At 67.5% G+C, this 18917-nt stretch carries 18 protein-coding genes; 8 read left to right on the top strand and 10 right to left on the bottom strand.

Annotation, left to right across the window (positions count from 1 at the left end; translation table 11 throughout):
* The 7 genes from ACWPOB_RS00665 to ACWPOB_RS00635 form a co-directional block, all read right to left on the bottom strand.
* Complete coding sequence (locus ACWPOB_RS00665; RefSeq protein ID WP_455399563.1) at positions 1 to 1014, bottom strand: sulfate/molybdate ABC transporter ATP-binding protein; 1014 nt, start codon at positions 1012 to 1014, stop codon at positions 1 to 3.
* Complete coding sequence (gene cysW, locus ACWPOB_RS00660; protein WP_100055460.1) at positions 1011 to 1817, bottom strand: sulfate ABC transporter permease subunit CysW; 807 nt, start codon at positions 1815 to 1817, stop codon at positions 1011 to 1013. The genes ACWPOB_RS00665 and cysW overlap by 4 nt, the downstream gene beginning before the upstream one ends.
* Positions 1814 to 2683: a sulfate ABC transporter permease subunit CysT gene (cysT, locus tag ACWPOB_RS00655; RefSeq protein ID WP_455399706.1), complete on the bottom strand. Its 870-nt coding sequence runs from the start codon at positions 2681 to 2683 to the stop codon at positions 1814 to 1816. Before cysT ends, cysW begins: the two co-directional genes overlap by 4 nt.
* Before the next feature lie 16 nt (positions 2684 to 2699).
* The gene (locus tag ACWPOB_RS00650; RefSeq protein WP_100055459.1) at positions 2700 to 3731 is read right to left on the bottom strand and encodes a sulfate ABC transporter substrate-binding protein; all 1032 of its coding nucleotides are present in this window, start codon (positions 3729 to 3731) and stop codon (positions 2700 to 2702) included.
* A gap of 210 nt (positions 3732 to 3941) precedes the next feature.
* On the bottom strand, positions 3942 to 4034 hold the full coding sequence (locus tag ACWPOB_RS00645) for an Ms4533A family Cys-rich leader peptide (protein ID WP_312026504.1): 93 nt from the start codon (positions 4032 to 4034) through the stop codon (positions 3942 to 3944).
* A 10-nt stretch (positions 4035 to 4044) separates the two neighbouring features.
* The gene (locus ACWPOB_RS00640; protein ID WP_455399562.1) at positions 4045 to 4215 is read right to left on the bottom strand and encodes a hypothetical protein; all 171 of its coding nucleotides are present in this window, start codon (positions 4213 to 4215) and stop codon (positions 4045 to 4047) included.
* 107 nt (positions 4216 to 4322) lie between these two features.
* A complete protein-coding gene (locus ACWPOB_RS00635; protein ID WP_100055458.1) occupies positions 4323 to 5897 on the bottom strand; it encodes an FMN-binding glutamate synthase family protein in 1575 nt (524 codons plus the stop codon).
* Positions 5898 to 6043: 146 nt separating this feature from the next.
* On the opposite strand from ACWPOB_RS00635, the gene ACWPOB_RS00630 reads away from it, so the two are divergent.
* Positions 6044 to 8416, top strand: coding sequence for an FdhF/YdeP family oxidoreductase (locus ACWPOB_RS00630; RefSeq protein WP_100055457.1), 2373 nt, complete (start codon positions 6044 to 6046; stop codon positions 8414 to 8416).
* 7 nt (positions 8417 to 8423) lie between these two features.
* Here the strand turns inward: ACWPOB_RS00630 and ACWPOB_RS00625 are convergent, their stop codons facing one another.
* On the bottom strand, positions 8424 to 9410 hold the full coding sequence (locus tag ACWPOB_RS00625; RefSeq protein ID WP_455399561.1) for a GlxA family transcriptional regulator: 987 nt from the start codon (positions 9408 to 9410) through the stop codon (positions 8424 to 8426).
* Between the two features lie 155 nt (positions 9411 to 9565).
* On the opposite strand from ACWPOB_RS00625, the gene ACWPOB_RS00620 reads away from it, so the two are divergent.
* The 3 genes from ACWPOB_RS00620 to ACWPOB_RS00610 all read left to right on the top strand — a co-directional run bounded on the left by ACWPOB_RS00620 (position 9566) and on the right by ACWPOB_RS00610 (position 13619).
* Positions 9566 to 10144, top strand: a complete 579-nt coding sequence (locus ACWPOB_RS00620; RefSeq protein ID WP_100055456.1) for a hypothetical protein — start codon at positions 9566 to 9568, stop codon at positions 10142 to 10144.
* A 1383-nt stretch (positions 10145 to 11527) separates the two neighbouring features.
* Positions 11528 to 12601: an alkene reductase gene (locus tag ACWPOB_RS00615; protein WP_455399560.1), complete on the top strand. Its 1074-nt coding sequence runs from the start codon at positions 11528 to 11530 to the stop codon at positions 12599 to 12601.
* A gap of 796 nt (positions 12602 to 13397) precedes the next feature.
* A complete protein-coding gene (locus tag ACWPOB_RS00610; protein ID WP_276207661.1) occupies positions 13398 to 13619 on the top strand; it encodes a helix-turn-helix domain-containing protein in 222 nt (73 codons plus the stop codon).
* Positions 13620 to 13847: 228 nt separating this feature from the next.
* On the opposite strand, the gene ACWPOB_RS00605 is transcribed toward ACWPOB_RS00610, so the two are convergent.
* Positions 13848 to 14072: a hypothetical protein gene (locus tag ACWPOB_RS00605; RefSeq protein WP_330758073.1), complete on the bottom strand. Its 225-nt coding sequence runs from the start codon at positions 14070 to 14072 to the stop codon at positions 13848 to 13850.
* Between the two features lie 258 nt (positions 14073 to 14330).
* Positions 14331 to 14828 carry a MaoC/PaaZ C-terminal domain-containing protein gene (locus ACWPOB_RS00600; RefSeq protein WP_072636648.1) on the bottom strand — a complete coding sequence of 166 codons (498 nt, stop codon included), beginning with the start codon at positions 14826 to 14828 and terminating at the stop codon, positions 14331 to 14333.
* A 298-nt stretch (positions 14829 to 15126) separates the two neighbouring features.
* Between ACWPOB_RS00600 and ACWPOB_RS00595 the strand changes: the two genes are divergently transcribed.
* The 4 genes from ACWPOB_RS00595 (at position 15127) to ACWPOB_RS00580 (ending at position 18871) form a co-directional block, all read left to right on the top strand.
* Positions 15127 to 16017, top strand: a complete 891-nt coding sequence (locus ACWPOB_RS00595) for an HpcH/HpaI aldolase/citrate lyase family protein (RefSeq protein ID WP_072636647.1) — start codon at positions 15127 to 15129, stop codon at positions 16015 to 16017.
* Positions 16018 to 16044: 27 nt separating this feature from the next.
* The gene (locus ACWPOB_RS00590; RefSeq protein WP_072636646.1) at positions 16045 to 16512 is read left to right on the top strand and encodes a MaoC family dehydratase; all 468 of its coding nucleotides are present in this window, start codon (positions 16045 to 16047) and stop codon (positions 16510 to 16512) included.
* Positions 16509 to 17348 (top strand): fumarylacetoacetate hydrolase family protein, encoded by an 840-nt coding sequence (locus ACWPOB_RS00585; protein ID WP_455399559.1) that lies wholly within the window; start codon positions 16509 to 16511, stop codon positions 17346 to 17348. Before ACWPOB_RS00590 ends, ACWPOB_RS00585 begins: the two co-directional genes overlap by 4 nt.
* A gap of 398 nt (positions 17349 to 17746) precedes the next feature.
* Entirely contained in the window at positions 17747 to 18871 is a 1125-nt protein-coding gene (locus ACWPOB_RS00580; protein ID WP_455399558.1) for a substrate-binding domain-containing protein, read from the top strand.
* Positions 18872 to 18917 lie beyond the last annotated feature (46 nt).

Below are 18917 nucleotides of genomic sequence, written 5' to 3'. Positions count from 1 at the left end.
CTAGCCGATCGGCACCCGCGTCGTCTCCGGCAGTGCCGGTTCCTCGGTCGCGCGCGCATAGACGGTCTCGCCGGGTGCGAGACCGAGAGCACGTGCGTCACCGCGGGTGACCTGCGCGGTGAAGTCCTCACCGGTCGCGGCGTTGCGCAGCTCGACGCGGACCTCGAACCCGAGGTGCACGACCCGCTCCACCGTCGCGCGGGTGACACCCACGGACCCGGCGGTGCCCGCGTCCTGGGCGCGGGCGAGATCGGGTTCGCGGCCGAGACGGATGTCGTGCGGCCGCACCAGCTTTCCGTTCAGCTTGGAGACATTGCCCAGGAACGACATCACGAAGTCGTTCGCGGGCCGGTCGTACAGGTCCCGCGGGGTTCCGACCTGCTCGATGCGGCCCCGGTTCATCACGGCGATCCGGTCGGCGACGTCGAGCGCCTCCTCCTGGTCATGGGTGACCAGCACGGTGGTCACGTGCACCTCGTCGTGCAAGCGGCGCAGCCACGTGCGCAGGTCGGCGCGCACCTTGGCGTCGAGCGCGCCGAACGGTTCGTCGAGCAGCAGCACCTTGGGGTCGACGGCGAGGGCGCGGGCCAGGGCCATGCGCTGGCGCTGGCCGCCGGACAGCTGTGCCGGATAGCGTTGCTGGAACCCGTCGAGCCCGACGATGCCGAGTAGTTCGTCGACGCGGCGGCTGATTTCGGTCTTGGGCCGCTTGCGGATCTTCAATCCGAACGCGACGTTCTCGCGGACGGTCATGTGCTTGAACGCCGCGTAGTGCTGGAAGACGAAACCGATGTCACGCTTCTGCGGGGTCACGCCGGTCACGTCGTCGCCGCCGATGCGCACGATGCCGTCATCGAGGGTCTCCAGTCCGGCGATCGACCGCAGCAGCGTCGACTTACCGGAGCCCGAGGGTCCGAGCAGCGCGGTGAGCGATCCGGACGGGATCTCGATGTCGACGTCGTCGAGGGCCGCGAAGTCGCCGTAGTTCTTTCGTGCGCCCGTGACGGTGATCATCTGGTACTCCTCTTGCGGTCGAGCAGGGTCATCAACAGCAGCACGATCACGGCGATGGCCATGAGCAGGGTCGCGGCGCAGTAGGCGCCGAAGGTGTTGTGGTCGTCGATGTAGCGGGAGTGCACCAGCAACGTCAGGGTCTGGGACACGCCGGGGAAGCCGGACGAGACCATGATGACAGCCCCGAACTCGCCGAGCGCGCGGGCGACGGTGAGGACCACGCCGTACGTCAGGCCCCACCGGATCGAGGGCAGGGTGATGCGCCGGAACGTCTGCCAGCCGTTCGCGCCGAGTGTCGCGGCGGCCTGCTCCTGTTCCTGGCCGATCTCGTGGAGCACCGGTTCGACCTCGCGCACGACGAACGGCAGGGTGACGAAGATCGTGGCGATCACCATGCCCGGTAGCCCGAATATCACCTTGAATCCGAGGGATTCGACCCCTCCGAACCACCCGCCGGCACCCCACAGCATGATCAGGGCGACACCGACGACGATCGGTGAGACGGCGAACGGCAGGTCCACCACGGCTTGCAGCAGCCCGCGACCGCGGAACCGGCCGCGCACGAGCGCAAGTGCGACGACGACCCCGAACACGACGTTGACGGGCACCACGATGGCGACGATCAGCAGCGACAGGTTCAACGCCGAGATCGCCGCGGGCGTGCTGATCGACTGGAGGAACGCACCCACGCCGTTCTCGAATGTGCGGTAGAGGATCAGCCCGATCGGAACGAGCAACAGGACCAACAGGTAGCCGAGTGCGATCGTCCGCAGCGAGATTCGCGTCCACGGGGAGACCTTCATCGGTCGTCCTCCTCCCGGCGCAGGCTGCGTCCGGCTGCCAGGCGCAGCACGAACAGCACGACGAAGGCGATGAGCAGCAGTGCCACGGACACCGCGGCAGCGTTCATCGGGCGGTCGATCTCGATCTGCTGCTGGATGTACTGCGACGCCACCTGGGTCTCGTACGGGATGTTGCCGCCGATGAGCACGATCGAGCCGTATTCGCCGAGGGCACGGGCGAATGCGAGCCCGGCACCGCTGACGACAGCCGGGGTCAGCACGGGCAGTACCACGGACCGGAAGATGGTCAGGTTGTTTGCGCCGAGGGACGCCGCGGCCTCTTCCACCTCTCGGTCCGCTTCGAGGAGCACCGGCTGCACCGAACGCACCACGAACGGCAGCGTCACGAATGCCAGCGCGACGACGAGCCCCGGCTGGGAGGCGTTGAGACGGATACCGATCGGGCTCTCGGGCCCGTACAGCGCCAGTAACACGATGCTCGCCACGATGGTGGGCAGCGCGAAGGGCAGGTCGATCAGGGCATTGACGAACCTCTTGCCCGGGAACTCGTCGCGCACCAGTACCCACGCGATGAGGGTGCCCATGACCATGTTGACGACCGCGACGATTGCGGAGACGACCACGGTGATCCGCAGCGTCGCCAGCGCGGCCGGGGCGGTGACGGCGTTCCAGAAGCCGCTCGGACCGTCGGCGAACGCCTCGGCGGTCAGCGCCGCGAGCGGCAACAGAACGATGACGGACAGCCACAGCACGGACACTCCGATGCCGAGCGGTCCGACCGTGCCGGTCGCTGCACGCAGTGGAGTGCGGCGAGCCGCCGGGGCGGGAGCCGGCCTCGGTCCCACCCCGGTGGCGCTGTCGGTGATACTCACTGTTCGGGCTCTACTTCGTGGCGTTGTCGTAGATCACGGCGATCGAGCCGGTCTCGGCCTTGAACAACTGCTCGTCGACAGCCTTCCAGCCGCCCAGGTCCGCGATCGTCCACAGCTTCGCCGGCTGCGGGAAGTCGGCCGCGAACTCCTCCGCCACCGCAGGGTCAACGGGACGGAAGCCCGCCTCCGCCCACAGACGCTGCGCCTGCGGGGTGTAGAGGAAGTCCGCGAACGCCCGTGCCTTCTCGGCGTTCTTCGAATTCGTGAGCACTGCAGCCGGATTCTCGATCTTGAAGGTCGTGGGCGGGGTGACGTGCTCGACAGGGTCGCCGTTGCGCTCGATGAACAGCGCCTCGTTCTCGTAGCTGAGCAGCACGTCGCCGGAGCCCTGCAGGAACGCCTCGGTGGCCTCGCGACCGGACTTGGGCTGGATCTTGACGTGCTCGTTCACGAGTGTGGTGACGTAGTCCAGACCCGCCTGCGGGTTCGCGCCGCCGTCGCTCTTCGCCGCGTAGGGGGCGAGCAGGTTCCACTTGGCCGAGCCGGAACTGAACGGGTTGGGCGTGACGACCTCGAGGCCGGGCTGCAGCAGGTCGTCCCAGTCGGTGATGTTCTGGGGGTTGCCCTCGCGCACCACGATCGTCACCACCGATCCGAAGGGAATTCCTTTGTACGGACCGGAGTTCCAATCGGCCTCGACGAGCCCGGCGTCGACGAGACGGGTGACGTCCGGCTCGACGGAGAAGTTGACGAAGTCCGCCTCGGCGCCGTCCTTGACCTTCCTGGACTGGTCGCCGGAGGCGCCGTAGGACTGCTGGAACTCGACGTCCGCACCCTCCTCGGTGGCCTGGAAGGCGGGGATCAGCTTGTCGAATCCGGGCTTCGGCACGGCGTACGCGTACAGGTTGATCGTGCCGCCGGAGCCGTCGCCGCTGCTCTCACCTCCGCCCACGGTGTCGCTGGATCCGCCGGAGCACGCGGTCAGCACGGTCGCGCCGAGGGCGGCGAGGGCGGTGACGAACAGACCCGAACGTCTCTTCATGAGGTGATGCCTTTCCTGCAGGAGTGTCTCTGTGCGAGACCGGGGGAGGACCCGGACACACCGGTTCGAGGAGACGCTCCGCAGGACGGACGAATGTGGTGGAGACGTGGACCCGAACGAGTCGGGCCGACGAATGTCACGCCGGACGAGGCGACGCGACTCCTCGGCAACCGGGGGCGGCAACGATGCCGCAAGGGTTGGTGACGGGAGTCAGCGACGACAGTCGACGTCGGCGACCGCGCGCACGCCGACAGCGATCAGCGCCAGTTCATGGCGGACGCGAGGCACGGCGGTAGCGGACACGCGGCAGACTCTAGCAGATGCATTCGGCCTGTTCGGCGGTGTCGCCCGGAAGCGCGCGCAGTCCGGTGACGCGACCGCCGCCCCCGCCGCCCATCGCGTCCATCGCCTCGCCGAGCAGCAGGCAGCCGGCGAACACGACACCGCCGACGGTGAGCGCCGTGGCGTACATCTTGTCGATCACGATCTGCCTCCCGGCGGGTTCCGCGGTGTCGCGAGTGGTCGTGCTCCAGCGTGACGCGGGATCGGCGCTCCGAACTGTCCGGATTCTGGACAGTGACCCGATCCGCGTCACGGCACCGTGCGCGCGCCGGGTGAGCCCTCGCCCCCCTCGGCCGCGGCGACTCCGAGCATCAGCCGCGTGATCTCCTCCCGGTCCGACGCGCCGGGCAGGCCCCAGCCGGGCTGGTAGCCGTACATTTCCGCGAGCGTGATCGCGCGACGGTTGCCGTCCGCCACCTCGACGTCGGTCGGGGTGATCAGACCGGGATGCGCGACGCCGCAGGCCTCGGCCAGCTTGAAGATGTCCCGGCGCAGCGCCCGGATGTAGTTGGCGGCGCGCACCGACTTCAGCTCGACGTCGAGACCCCGCTCGAGCCACGGGTTCTGGGTGGCGACGCCCGTCGGACACCGGTCGGTATGGCACTTCTGGGCCTGGATGCAGCCGATCGCGAGCATCGGCTCCCGCGCGATGTTGACCATGTCGCAGCCCAGGGCCATCGCCACCACCGCGTTGTCGGGCAGTCCGAGCTTGCCGGCGCCGATGAACGTCACGTCGTCGCTGAGGCCCGCCTCCGCGAACAGCTTGTAGACCCGGGCGAAGCCGCTGCGGAAGGGCAGAGAGACCGCGTCCGTGAACACGAGCGGCGCGGCACCTGTGCCACCCTCGCCGCCGTCGATCGTCACGAAGTCGACGCCGCGGTCGGAGTTGCACATCGCGTCGACGAGGTTCTGCCAGAACGCCATGTCGCCGACCGCCGACTTGATGCCGACCGGCAACCCGGTCTCGTGGGCGAGCAGCTCGATCCAGTCGAGCATGCTGTCGACGTCGTGGAACGTGGTGTGCCGCGACGGGCTGACACAGTCGCGGCCCTCCGGGATGCCGCGGATCTCGGCGATCTCGGGTGTCACCTTGGCTCCGGGCAGCAGGCCGCCGAGGCCGGGCTTGGCGCCCTGGCTCAGTTTGATCTCGATCGCCCGCACCGGCGCCGACTCGACGACGGCCTTCAGCCGGGCCAGGTCGAACCGGCCCTCCTCGTCGCGGCAGCCGAAGTACGCGGTGCCGATCTGGAAGATCAGGTCTGCCCCGTTGCGGTGGTAGCGCGACAGCCCGCCCTCGCCGGTGTTATGCAGGCACCCGCTGTCGGCGGCGCCGCGGTTGAGCGCAGAGACGGCGGCCCCGCTCAGCGAGCCGAAGCTCATCGCCGAGATGTTGACGATCGACTGCGGGCGGAACGCCTTCGCCCGCCCGCGCGCCCCGCCGAGGATCTTCGCCGACGGGATCTGCAGTTCCTCCCCGGCGTGCGGCGCCGCCGACGGCGGGGTCTCGGAGAACGTGCGGTGCTTGATGATCGTGTAACCATCGGTGTATTCGATGTCGTTGTCGGTGCCGAAGCCGAAGGTGTTGTTCACGAGCTTCGACGACGTGTACACCCAGCGACGCTGATCGCGGGTGAAGGGGCGCTCCTCGTCGTTGCCGGTGGTGATGTACTGCCGCAACTCGGGACCGACCGCTTCGAGCAGGTAGCGGCCGTGCCCGACGACGGGGAAGTTGCGCAGCAGCGCGTGGCGTCGCTGCAGCAGGTCGTACGAGGCGACCGCGGCCAGGGCGGCCGCCGGGATACCGAGGGCGTTCGACCACTTCATGAGGCCACCGTACGACGCCGGTGCGGGCCGCGCTGCCCTTGGAGATTGCAGTTTCGGAGGGGTTCGGGGCGGGTATTCCGGGCGATGACGTGCGTGCGCGCGGTACACCCGGGTGCGCGTGGAGCGGCGTGGAAGAGGGGCCGACGATGCTGGGCAGGCACGAGCGGGACTACGACGAGAGCGACCTCGAGATCGAGGGACCCGAGGATCATGCCGCGGGCCCGACCGCGGTGGCGGTGTCGATGAAACGGTCCCTCGAACGGATGGGACCGATCCGGACGGCGCAGACGCTGTTGCGGCTGAACCAGGCCGAGGGCTTCGACTGCATGAGCTGTGCGTGGCCGGATCCGGACCCGGGACATCGATCGGTCGCCGAGTTCTGCGAGAACGGTGCGAAGGCGGTGGCGGAGGAGGCGACCCGGCGCCGTGCCACTCCCGAGTTCTTCGCCGCACACAGCATCGCCGACCTGGATTCGCACAGCGAGCACTGGCTCGGCCAGCAGGGCCGCATCACGCATCCGATGATCAAGCGGCCCGGCGCCACCCACTACGAGCCGATCGACTGGGACGAGGCGTTCGCCCTGATCGGTGCGGAGCTGAAGGCGCTCGACAGCCCCGACGAGGCGATCTTCTACACCTCCGGGCGTGCCTCGAACGAGGTGGCATTCGCCTACCAGCTGTTCGCCCGGGCCTTCGGCACGAACAACCTGCCCGACTGCTCCAACATGTGCCACGAGTCCACCAGCATCGCGCTGCAGGAGTCGATCGGCATCGGCAAGGCGAGCGTCACGCTCGACGACGTGTACCACGCGGACCTCATCGTCCTGCAGGGCCAGAATCCGGGGACGAACCATCCGCGCATGCTGACCGCCCTCGAGAAGGCGAAACACAACGGCGCCACGATCCTGTCGATCAATCCGCTGCGCGAGGCGGGCCTGGTCAACTTCCGCAATCCGCAGACCCCACGCGGGGTCGTCGGCCGCGGCACCGACCTGTCGGACCTGCACCTGCCGATCGCGCTGAACGGAGACCTCGCGCTGCTGCAGGCGTTCGGTTCCCTGCTCGTGGAATGGGACGCGCTCGACCACGAGTTCATCGAACGGCACACCCACGGTTTCGAGCAGTGGCGCCGCCACGTCGCCGGCGTCGACTGGGACGTCGTCACCACCGCCACGGGGCTGTCGCGGGAGCAGATCACCGAGGCGGCGACGCTGCTGCGCGACTCGCGCGCGACGGTGTTCTGCTGGGCGATGGGCCTGACCCAGCACCGCAACGCGGTGGCCACCATCAAGGAGGTCACCAATCTGGCCCTCGCGCAGGGCAACATCGGCAAGCGGGGCGCGGGTCTGTTCCCCGTGCGCGGGCATTCGAACGTGCAGGGCGACCGCACCATGGGCATCTGGGAGCGGCCGCCGGCCCACTTCCTCGATGCGCTGCAACGGGAGTTCGGCTTCGATCCGCCGCGCGAGAACGGCTTCGACACCGTCGACTCCATCCGGGCCCTGCGCGACGGCCGGGCCCGCTTCTTCATGGGGCTCGGGGGCAACTTCGTGCAGGCCGCGCCGGACACCCACGTCACCGCGGCGGCGATGCGCAGGGCCCGGATGACGGTGCAGGTCTCCACCAAGATCAACCGGTCGCATCTCGTGTGCGGCGAGACGGCGCTGATCCTGCCGGCCAAGGGCCGCACCGAGCAGGACGTGCAGACGTCGGGCCCGCAGTTCGTGACGGTCGAGGACTCCACGTGCTCGGTCCATGCGTCCCGCGGGCCGTTGCCGCCGGCGAGCGCGCACCTGAAGTCCGAGGTCGAGATCGTCTCCCGGATCGCCGAGGCCACGCTGGGGGACCGGTACGGCCTCGACTGGAAGGCGATGCGCGACGACTACGGCATCGTCCGCGGCCTGATCTCGCGGGTGGTGCCCGGGTGCGAGAGCTACGACGTGAACGTGCGGCGGCCGGGCGGCTTCGTCCTGCCGCATCCGCCGCGCGATTCGCGCACCTTCCACACCGCCTCCGGGCGGGCCGAGTTCGCGGTCTCCCCGATCGACGTGCTGCAGGTGCCCGCGGGGCACGTGATCCTGCAGACCCTGCGGAGCCACGACCAGTTCAACACCACCGTCTACGGGCTGAGCGATCGGTACCGCGGCATCGAGGGCGGGCGGCGGGTGATCTTCCTGCACCGCGACGACATCGCCGCCCTCGGCTTCGACGACGGCGACCTGGTCGACCTGTTCACCCGGTGGGACGGCGACGAGCGGGTCCGGTGCGCGCGGTCGTTCCGGATCGTCGAGTACGACACGCCGCGCGGCTCGGCGGCCGCCTACTATCCCGAGACCAACGAGTTGGTGCCGCTGGATTCGACTGCACGCCAGAGCAATTGCCCTACATCGAAATCCGTCGTGGTGTCCCTGGCGCGCGCGGGCGAGCGGAGCGGCGAGTGCCCGGAGGACTCGCACCAGGGCAGCCTCGGGTCGGACTGGTCGCACAAGACCTGCCCGGACCCCGAGTACCTGTCCTGAGACCCGCTCAGCCGGCCCCGGTGTGCCGGGCCGCGGTACGTGAGTGACCGGCGCGGAACGCCGCCGGTGACGCCCCGTAGCGACGGGTGAACGCCTGCCGCAGCGTCTCGGCCGTGCCGAAGCCGCAGCGCGCCGCGACCGCTGTGACCGGCAGCGACGTGGTGGTGAGCAGGACGGCGGCGGCCTCGAGCCGAACCCGGCGGACGTAGCGGGCGGGTGTGTCGTGCAGGTGGTGCAGGAACATCCGGGTGAGGTGCCGTTCGCTCATCCCGGCTCGCGCGGCGAGCGCGGCGGCCGACAGATCGCCGTCGAGTTGGGTGGTGATGTGGTCGACGAGGCGCCGCATCCCGCGGTCCTTCGGTTCGGGGGCCGTGGTGAACATGCTCATCTGCGCCTGGTTGCCCGGTCGCTGCAGGTAGGTGACGAGGGCCCGGGAGACCTGGCGGGCCATGTCGGGGCCGTGGTCCTCCTCGACGAACGCGAGGGCGAGGTCCAGGGCGCTGGTCACGCCGGCGGCGGTGGCGACGTGCCCGTCGCGCACGAAGATGGGCAGCGGATCCACCTGCACCTGCGGATACCGCGCGGCGAGCCGATCGGCGAACGCCCAGTGGGTGGTGGCGCGGCGGCCGTCGAGCAGACCGGCGGCCGCGAGGACGGAGGCGCCCGTGCACACGGACGCCACCCGGCGGCTGTCCCGCGCGAGGCGGCGCACGTGGCCGACGAACCGGGCGTCGTCGGCCACGTCGATGTGCCCGAAGCCCCCGGAGACCACGAGGGTGTCGAGCGTTCCGACGAGCCGCTCGAGCCGTCGCTGTCCGGCCAGCACGAGCCCGGTGTCGCAGGTGATCGCGGCCCCGCCGGGGGTGGCCAGCTCGACCCGGTACGGCGGGACCGCCCCGAACCGGTTCGCCGCCGCGAACGTGGTCGTCACGCAGGCGATGTCGAGCAGCTCCGCCCGGTCGTAGCCGACGACCACCACGAGTCGTTCGTCCACACCGTCGACCGTAACCGGGGACGGGGCCGGACGCGACGTGTCCGGCGGACAGGGATCCCAAATTTCCGGACCTGTCCGGCGTCCGGGTCTCGCCCGGCCGGCCCCGGCCGTCGATCGTGGAGGCATCCGCCCCCCGCTGCCCCCCGGGAGACCTCATGGACACCACGACGGCCGTGAGCACGGCCCGCCCCGCATCGCGCCGCTCGGCCGGGCCGGCCTTCCTGGCGCAGCGCTGGCCGACGGTGGTGGCTCTGGCGTTCGCTCTGATCGGCACACCCGCCGAGGCGAGCGTCGAGATCCTCACCGAGATGATGATGCTGCTGCCGTTCCTGTATCTCGTCACGGCCGTGCTCGACCGGCCGCGTGCGGTGTGGGTGGTGTTCCCGGCCTCCTACACGGCGTGGTTCGTGGTGCGGGCGCTGGACGTCGTGCCGTCGACGGTGCTGATCGGCGCCGCGGCGACGGTCGTGGTCGTCGTCGGCGCGGTGCGCGGCCGGCTGCGTGATCGCCGTTTCCTCGTCCAGGTGGCCGGCATGGTCGCCTTCGGGGCGCTCGGCCTGGTCGCGCTCGCCGTCGATCCGGACGTCGCCCGGTACATCGTCGCGGCCGGATGGTTCCTGCACGGCGTGTGGGATCTCGTCCACCATCGGCTCCGCGTCACCGTGGACCGTTCCTTCGCCGAGTTCTGCGCCGTCCTCGACATCGCGGTCGCCGTCGCGCTCGTCCTCGTGTGAGACACCGGTACTGAGGCCACTGTGCTGTTGGCCGACCCCGCCGCCATAGATGCGTACCTGCGGCGGGTGCAGGCCGAGATCGACAAGGTTCGCACCGATGCCGGCGCCGAGCTCGCCCCAGCTGCGGGAGCGGCTCGAACACCTTCGGTTGGACCGTGGACGGGCGTCCGTCCTGGGACGGAACGCTCAGCTGCGCCTGCGAACGAAGCTCCTTCCGCTGGGTCCGGAGAAACCTGCGTGCCCGTGTCGTCTCCACCGGACGGATGATGCGACCACTCTTCGTTGATGGCTGAGTGGCTCCTGATGTCCGGTCGTGCCTGCACACGATCAGGCCGATCGTATGGGCGTCGGCTTGTGAGAATCGTGGGGACGATCCCGCTCTGGTGCAGAACCAGCGCGTTCCGGTCTTGACGAACGAGAAACTCCACTTTGCAATTCGCGCCTGCACTGCTCAGCTCACGGCCATGATCATTGCTCAGTGTCCGGAGGCCTACAGTCCGATCGCGGCGCCGGCGGCCCAGGGCGGGCGTTCTGAGCCCGGGATGCACTGCCGATGGTCGGTGTCGATCTTCCACCGATTTCGGGACGATCGACGCTACCGGCGCCGGATGTCCCAACGGACGGTGCACCCCGCCAGAAATGGCCCTCGTTCTCGACGCGCTCAGGTGCCTCGCACGCCGGCCCTGAGAGGCACGCCACTCCCTCTCCGATGACCGAGACTATGTCAACTTGCGGTCATGACACCAACTCCTTCAGTGGATTCAATGATCCGGACCCAGCGCGGCCTACAAACGCTCGTTTGTCAAACGCAATGTAGATCATGCCCCGCCTCGGTGCAAGACGATCTCTAGTCGACGTCCGAGTTCTGCCGGCAGGAAGGGGGCACATGACTTTGGTTCTTGCACAATGTCATCGCATCTCCGTCTGTCCGCGTGCGGCGGGTAGAGAGCGCTCCGCCGACCGTGGGACCGCTATGACTACACACCCGCCGGTCTTGTGATCACAGATGCACCGCCCCGCTCGGTGTGAGGGTTGACACAACCGCTTCAAGCTCTAATACTTACGAGCGTCCGTACGTTTAACCCCGAAGGGAACTGCGAACAGGGCGATCAGCTGGCACTTTTGGTACGAGAGCCGTCGCGCCAGCCGCACCAGCTGGCGCGGTGCCCGGCGGTGAAGGGAACCCCCAAGGTTCTCCGAATACGTCCGTCTCGTCCCGCCAATGGCACACGAAGTCATGTAGCTCGTTGATACGCACCAAGCACGGAGTCAACTGGTCCCGCTGCCGGCAAACCGCCGACTGTGCTGGACAGAGCTTGCGTGCGGCTCGTCAACTGACGCCTGCAGGAAAGATCCTCATCCCCCATAAAGGAGTTCTCAAGCATGCTGTTCGACACAATCAAGCTGGGCTCGATCGAGCTGCCGAACCGGGTTGTCATGGCACCGATGACGCGCGTCCGCGCATCCGAGACCGGAATGCCGTCCGATAGTGCCGCGCTCTACTACGCTCAGCGCGCATCCGCTGGGTTGATAGTCAGCGAAGGCATCTCCCCGTCCAAGCAGGGGCAGTCCGAGCCGAACATCCCCGGCCTCTACAACGACGAGCAGGAAGCCGCCTGGCGCCCGATCACCCAGGCGGTCCACGACGCGGGCGGACGGATCTTCGCTCAGCTCATGCACGGTGGCCGGGTCGGCCATCCGGAGATCAACGGAATGCAGCCGCTGGGGGCTTCACCGATCGCGGCACAGGGCACGATCTTCAACTCAGGCGGCCGGCTCGCATTCGTGACGCCGGTCGAGATGACCGTCGAGCAGATTCAGGAGCAGATCGCGGTCTTCGTCGATGCGGCCGAGCGTGCTGTTGCCGCGGGCTTTGACGGCGTGGAGATCCACGGCGCCAACGGCTACTTGATCCAGCAGTTCCTCTCGGACAACAGCAATCAGCGCACCGACCAGTACGGTGGATCGAACGAGAACCGAGCCCGGTTCGCGGTCGAGGTCGCGACAGCGGTCAGCAAGGCGATCGGCGCCGACCGGGTCGGTATCCGGTTCTCGCCCGGTGGAAAGTTCCACGACATGAACGAGAGCGATCCCGCCGGCCTGTACACGACCCTGCTCGAGGCCCTCAATCCTCTCGGACTGGCGTACCTGCACATTCTCGAGACGGCGTCGGAGGAGATCAACGACAAACTGCGGGAGCTGTGGACCGGACCGCTGATCGTCAATCCCGCTCAGGTCGGTAGCTCGACGTTCGTCGACAAGACGGATGCCGATCGGTGGCTCGCACGGGGCGCCGATCTGATCGCTTTCGGCCGGTACTTCATCTCCAACCCCGACCTCGTGCGTCGCCTCCGAGACAATCTCGAGCTCGCCGAGCCTGATCTCGACACCTTCTACTCGGGCGGCGACAAGGGCTACATCGACTACCCGGAGTGGTCGCCGACGGCCGTCGGGTAATGAAAGGAATCAGGGTGGTGGGAGGTCCCAACCCACGCTGGGTTGGACCCCCCCACCACGTCGTTGCCGGACCGGCTTGCCTGGTCGGTGGCCGGGTACTCACAGGGGTCCGGTATCGGCAAGAGACGTTGCGTCGCGACGGCTTTCGTCAGTTCCTCGAGCGTTTCCGACCACGGTAACGCCGTCGTGCCGGCAGCAGCGGCCAATCCCCCGGGTACAGCGCATCCAGGTCATGCTCACCATCGCGTTCGACGAGTGGCACGCCGTCTGTGAAGGAGTGCACCACTGCGGACGCCGGACGCAGCGCCATTCGCGTCTTGCCCACACCCTGAAACCGGTGAACGTGACCAGTGGGTAGGTGCCGAGGAGTCGCGTGGCCTCGGCTAGTTCGGCACGCCGACCGACGAAGCCGGTCAACCCGAGCGCGAGGCCGGATGCTCGTTCCGGAGGGGTAAGCGAGATGGGAGCGCTTCCTTCACCGAGGAGGTGAGTCGACAACTGTCAGCCACCAGCTTAAACTTACAAGTGTTTGTTTGCGGGTGCGGAGGTCTGTCGCTGAGGGCAAGGATGACGCGCATTGAGATCGTTCGTACATCGGTGTCGTCCGGCAAACACCGTCGAGAACCGGCCCCTGGGAATGAGTGGATGATGATGCAGACCGAATTGGGTCGGGCACTTGCCGTGCTCCGTTCCCGGCACATCACCGACCGCGAAGCCCGCCTGCGAGCAACATCGATGCTGGAGCATCCTCGGGGCCCCCGGTGGCGCCGGCGTGAGGACGCACCGCGCCGAGGGGGTGACCGAAAGCGACTGGGTCCGTGGCGAACCGTTGACCGGCCGCGAGCACGAGGTACTCGGCATGATGGCGGCCGGTGCCTCGAACGCCGCAATCGGCCGCGACCTGTTCATCTCGGCGAATACGGTGCGGTTTCACGTGAGCAATATCCTTCGCAAGCTGGCGGTGACCAACCGAACCGCTGCGGTCGCGAAGATGAAGGAAGGCGCCGTCAGATGGTAGGTCGTGTCGAAGGTTCCGGGTTCTCGGGAACCACCTTCCGAGGCGGCCGCCCTTCACCTCAGGCATGGGCGCCGTGCCTACGCGCCGGTTCGCTCGCCTCGCGGTGAGCGCCGCGGGGGCGCGGGGCCGCCCATCGGCAGCATTCGATTCATCTCAGGGGCTCGGGAGAGAGTCGAACCGGCTGCGCACGCGGCGCAAATCGACCGAAGAGTCCTGCTGAGAAAGTGGTCAGCGCGCCTCGGTCGGAGCGTCGACGCGGACGTAACCCTCGAGCGTGCAGTCGTCGACATCAGGAAGGTACTCACTAAAGTTCTCGCCGAAGTAGATACCCGCCTTGCCGGTCAGGACGTATCCGCCGGTCTCGGCCTCTCCGTGGTGGTGCGGCAGGGACCGGTAGCCCGGACCGTTGAAAACCTTCCCGAACCGGATCTTGGTCGCCGGCGCGTGCTGCACGCTGACCCCGGAGACGCGCACGGCGCCGCCGGACTGACCTGCGCTTCTTCGCCCCCTCGCCCCTACGGGTGACTACCGGCTTGTCGTGCGCGGCCGTACTCGCCCCCTTTCGCGTCACTGATTGTGTGCTTTCCTTGCCTTCGTAAGCATCACGTCGCCCCGCGCAAGGGGTCGCGTATCACCGGCAGACGAGCGCCTGCGGCGCGACCACGACACCCGTCCACGAAGGACGTCGACGTGCCCGCGCTGATGGCGACGTCAGCGCAGCGGTTCGGGACGGCGCCGGATCATGAAGCTGCTGCGGAAGGTCATGACGGACTCGCCGCGCTGATTGAGAGCACTGTAGGCGAGGGTCCAGATTCCCTGGTCCGGCTTCTTCGTCGGCCGCGCAGCGACCAGTTCGGCTTCCGGATGCAGGGTGTCACCGATGATCACCGGACGTGCCGCTCGAACCTCGTCGAGCCCGAGCCAGGCAACGACGTTGTTGAAGTACCCGGTCTGGGTGGTCAGTCCGAGTGCGAGCGAGAGGGTGAACGGTCCATGCGCGATCCGTTGCCCGAACTGGGTGCCGGCGGCGTACTCCTCGTCGAGGTGCAGCGAAACAATGTCGCAGGTCAGGCCCGCCCACTGCACCAAATGCGCATCGGTGACGGTCATGCCGGGGCCCCGGAGAACATCGCCCAGTGCGAGATCTTCCCACCAGCGATCGGGCTGGCCGATCACGCGGGCCGTGGTGCTGATGTCGTTGGCTGTCATCGAAGCTCCTCATAGCGCCGGCACTGCCGGCCGTGTTAACGTACGAGCGATTGTTCGTTTTACAGTACGGGTCAGCCCGCCCGCCGGTCAATCATTTGGCCAACCTTGCACCCCGATCTCTTGGATGGGACGAGATGACGCACACCACGTCCTCGCTGCGGTCCGCGCACCGGCCTCTCCGGTGGCCGGTGGTGTCACCGCATCCCTGGTCACGACCGGTCTGCAACGCCTCGGCGCACCGTGCCACCACCCCCTGTGTCATCCCTGCACCAGTGGTGCCCTATCGAGTGAGGAAGTAATGCGACCCCTACGTTCTCTGTTGTTCGTGCCGGCCCATCGCGAGGGTTGGGCGCAGAAGGCGGTGCGCGCGGGTGCCGACGCCGTGATCCTCGATCTCGAGGATTCGGTTCCCGAGCCGAGCAAGGCCGACGCCCGCGCGATCGCGGCCGACACCATCGACACCCTGCGACGCGAGCATCCCGAGGTGACGGTGCTGGTGCGCCCGAACCCCCTCGATACGGACCACTTCGGCAAAGACCTGCAGGCCGTCGTCCGGGCTGGGCTCGGCGGCCTCCTGCTGCCGAAGATCTACGGCCCGCGAGAGGTCCTCGATTTCGCGGCCCTGCTCGACCACTTCGAGATCGAGGCCGCGCTCGACCGCGGCAGCGTGGAGGTGATCCCCACCCTCGAGACCGCGAAGTCGCTGGTGAACTGCGAGGTGATCGCCGCCGCGCATCCGCGGGTCGCGTCGTTGATGGTGGCCGCCGCCCGCGATGCCGACGTTTCGCGCGAGGTCGGTTTCGAGTGGACAGCCGAGGGTCTCGAGACCCTGCATTACCGCAGTAAGGCGGTGCTCGCCTGCCGCGCCGCCGGTTTGGCCCATCCCATAGTGGGTCTGTGGCAGGAGATTTCCGATCTGGACGGTTTGCGCCGATTCGCCGAGGGCAACCGTCGGCTGGGCTTTACCGGTCAGGTTCTCATTCACCCCTCACACATCCACACGGTCAACGACGTCTACGCACCGGACCCGAAGGTCGTCGACCGCTTCCGGCGCATGATCGAGGCCTTCGAACTGGCTCAGGCAAAGGGCCAGGCCGCCGCTCTGTTCGAGGGTGAACACGTCGATATCGCGCACGTCAAGACCGCCCGCGGCGTGGTCGCCCTCGCCGAATCCATCAATACGCAGTAACCGCAACAACCTCGTAAGGAACCGACAATGAGTGGACTGTACTTCGAAGAGCTCGAGCCGGGGCTCGTCCTCAAGCACGCGGTAACCCGCACCGTCACCGAGACCGACAATCTGCTGTTCACGACCCTCACCTTGAACGTCCAGCCCCTGCATCTCGACGCGGAATTCGCCAAGAACAGCATGTACGGCGAACGCATCGTCAACAGCGTCTTCACCCTCGGCGTCGTGGTCGGCATCCCGGTGCAGGAGACCACCCTCGGAACCACCCTGGGCAATCTCGGGTTCGAGGAGATCGCCTTTCCGGCGCCGGTGCTGATCGGTGACACCCTGCGGATCGAGACCGAGATCCTGTCTCGACGTGAGTCGAAGTCGCGCCCGGACACCGGCATCGTGCGGTTCGAACACCGTGGCTTCAATCAGAACGACAAGTTGGTTTGCCGCGTGCAGCGGTCCGGCCTGATGCTCAAGAAGCCCGCCGAGGTCGCTGTCTCATGAGGCTGGCCACGCTGCGCCTGAACGGATCATCGACCGCCGCCGCACGGATCGAGGGCGAGCGCGCGGTGCTGATCGAGCCCCATCCCAGCCTCTCGGATCTGTTACGGGATCCTCACTGGCAGCGCATCGCCACCGAGGCCGCCGGACAGGTGGTTGAGCTCGGTGCCGTGGAGTACGCCCCTGTGGTGACGCACCCGACGAAGATTGTGTGCGTGGGGCTGAACTACGCGAACCACATCGCGGAGATGGGGCGCGAACTCCCCCGCTATCCGACGTTGTTTGCCAAGTTCCCCGAAGCACTCATCGGCGCCTACGACGACATCCACGTCCCGGCCGATGCCGATCAGCAGGTCGACTGGGAAGGAGAGCTCGCCGTCGTCATCGGCAAGAAGGCGAGAGCGGTGCAGGCCGCCGACGCCGGCGAGTACATCGCCGGCTTCGCCGTCGCCAACGATGTCACCATGCGCGATTATCAATATCGGACACAACAGTGGTTGCAGGGCAAGACCTTCGAAGGTACGTGTCCGCTCGGTCCGACGCTGGTGACCCCGGACGAGTTTTCGCTCGGTGCCCCATTGAACACTCTCGTCGACGGGGCCACTGTCCAGTCGGACTCGACCGGCGACCTGGTGTTCACCCCCACCCGGTTGATCGAGTACATCTCCCACATCGTCACCTTGCAGGCCGGGGACGTGATCTTGACCGGAACTCCCGGCGGGGTCGGCCACCCGACGGGAACACATCTGTCCGACGGCCAGATACTCACCACGGAGATCACCGGCCTGGGCATGCTGCGTAACACCGTGTGCGTAGCTGCTCCGATCGCGGTCGGCTGACACCCACACCGAGCTCCCACAATCGAATACGACACAGCCAGCCCTCCCAGTCCTTCCCGGACCGGGAGGGCTGGTGGGCGTCGGTCCGCGAGCTTCCGACGAGCTCCGCGGTCTGAATCACCTCGACGGTTCCCGCCCGGTCGTTCTCTCGCAGTACCGACCACCACAGCAGCAGGCGCAACAGCGGTTTCGCCACCGAAACAACAGGTCTCGCGCATCGACGATGAGAGGGACGTCAGCGGCGCCGTCCTGCAGGCATGTGATGGCCGCGAGAATCCCATATCGCCCCAGGTCGCGGCATGCCGCAGATCACCCGTTGACGGATGCTGTGCTCTACGCCACAATACAAACAAACGAGCAAACGTTCGTCAGTGTCTGGCATCGAGAAGGAACATCCAATGAAAGCTCTGTCTTGTCGTCGCGCAGCCTTTGCCGGAGTTGTCTTCAGCGCAGCCCTGAGTGTCGCGGCGTGTACGGCCAGCGCCCCGGCCGAATCGAGCGGCAACTCCGGCGGTTCGACGAGCGACGGCGGCCAGGCCCTGCCGGTCGAGCAGCTGTGCGGCGATCGTCCGCTGAAGATCGCACATGTCGCCGGTTTCGGCGCCAACTCCTGGCGCAAGATCACGCAGGCCGAACTCACCGACGAGCTTTCCGCCTGCCCGAACGTCACCCTCGAGTACACCCAGGCCGACAACGACCTGCAGAAGTACATCACCGCGATCAACTCGTACACCGCAAAGGGATTCGATGCGATCGTCACCTACGACGACTTCGGCAGCCAGGCACTCAGCGCCCTGAAGAACGCCCACGACTCCGGTGTGGTCGTCGTGCCCTACATCGCCGATCCCGGCGGGGAGGTCGGTGTCGACTACGACGGATACGTCCAGTACGACTTCGACGTCGAGGGCGACACGATGGCCAAGTGGCTGGCCGGCCAGGTCCAGCCGGGCGCCAAGCTGCTCTTCAGCGGTGGCCTGCCGGGTGGCAGCCCGTCGACCGTGGCGCTGTGGGACGGAATCCTGGAGACCTCGAAGGAACTCGGTGATCCGTTCACTTCGCTGACCAACGAGCCGCAACCGTCGAGCTGGGACGCCGCGTACGAGCAGCGCGCGATGGCGGGGGCGCTGACCAAGTACCCGGAAATCGACGCTCTGGCATCGGATTACGGCGTTGCGTCGAAGGGCGGTCTGCGGGCGTTCATCAACGCCGGTCGCCCCATTCCGCCGCTGGCGACGTCGGCGACCGACAACGAACTCGGGTGCATTTGGTTGCAGCACCACCAGGCCAACCCGGACTTCCACTTGCTCACCCTCGACGGCACCACCACCGTCGTGCGCATCGCCGCCCGCAAGGCGCTGGCCGCACTGAGCGGCCAGCCCGACAACGAGCGGGAGAACTTCGAACTGCCGACGTTCATCGATACCCGCAACGGCAAGCTCCCGACCTGCCGCGAGGACCTGCCACCGGACGCCGACCTGTCCTCGGCGCTCTCGCCCGAGCAGCTTTCGGCCGTCTTCGAGTAGCGGCTGGGCGCGAGGGATGAGGAGTGGTCAACAGTGACTCAGCAAG

The sequence above is a fragment of the Rhodococcus sp. 2H158 genome, from assembly GCF_053764755.1.
This window is presented reverse-complemented; position numbering and strand designations above follow the sequence as displayed.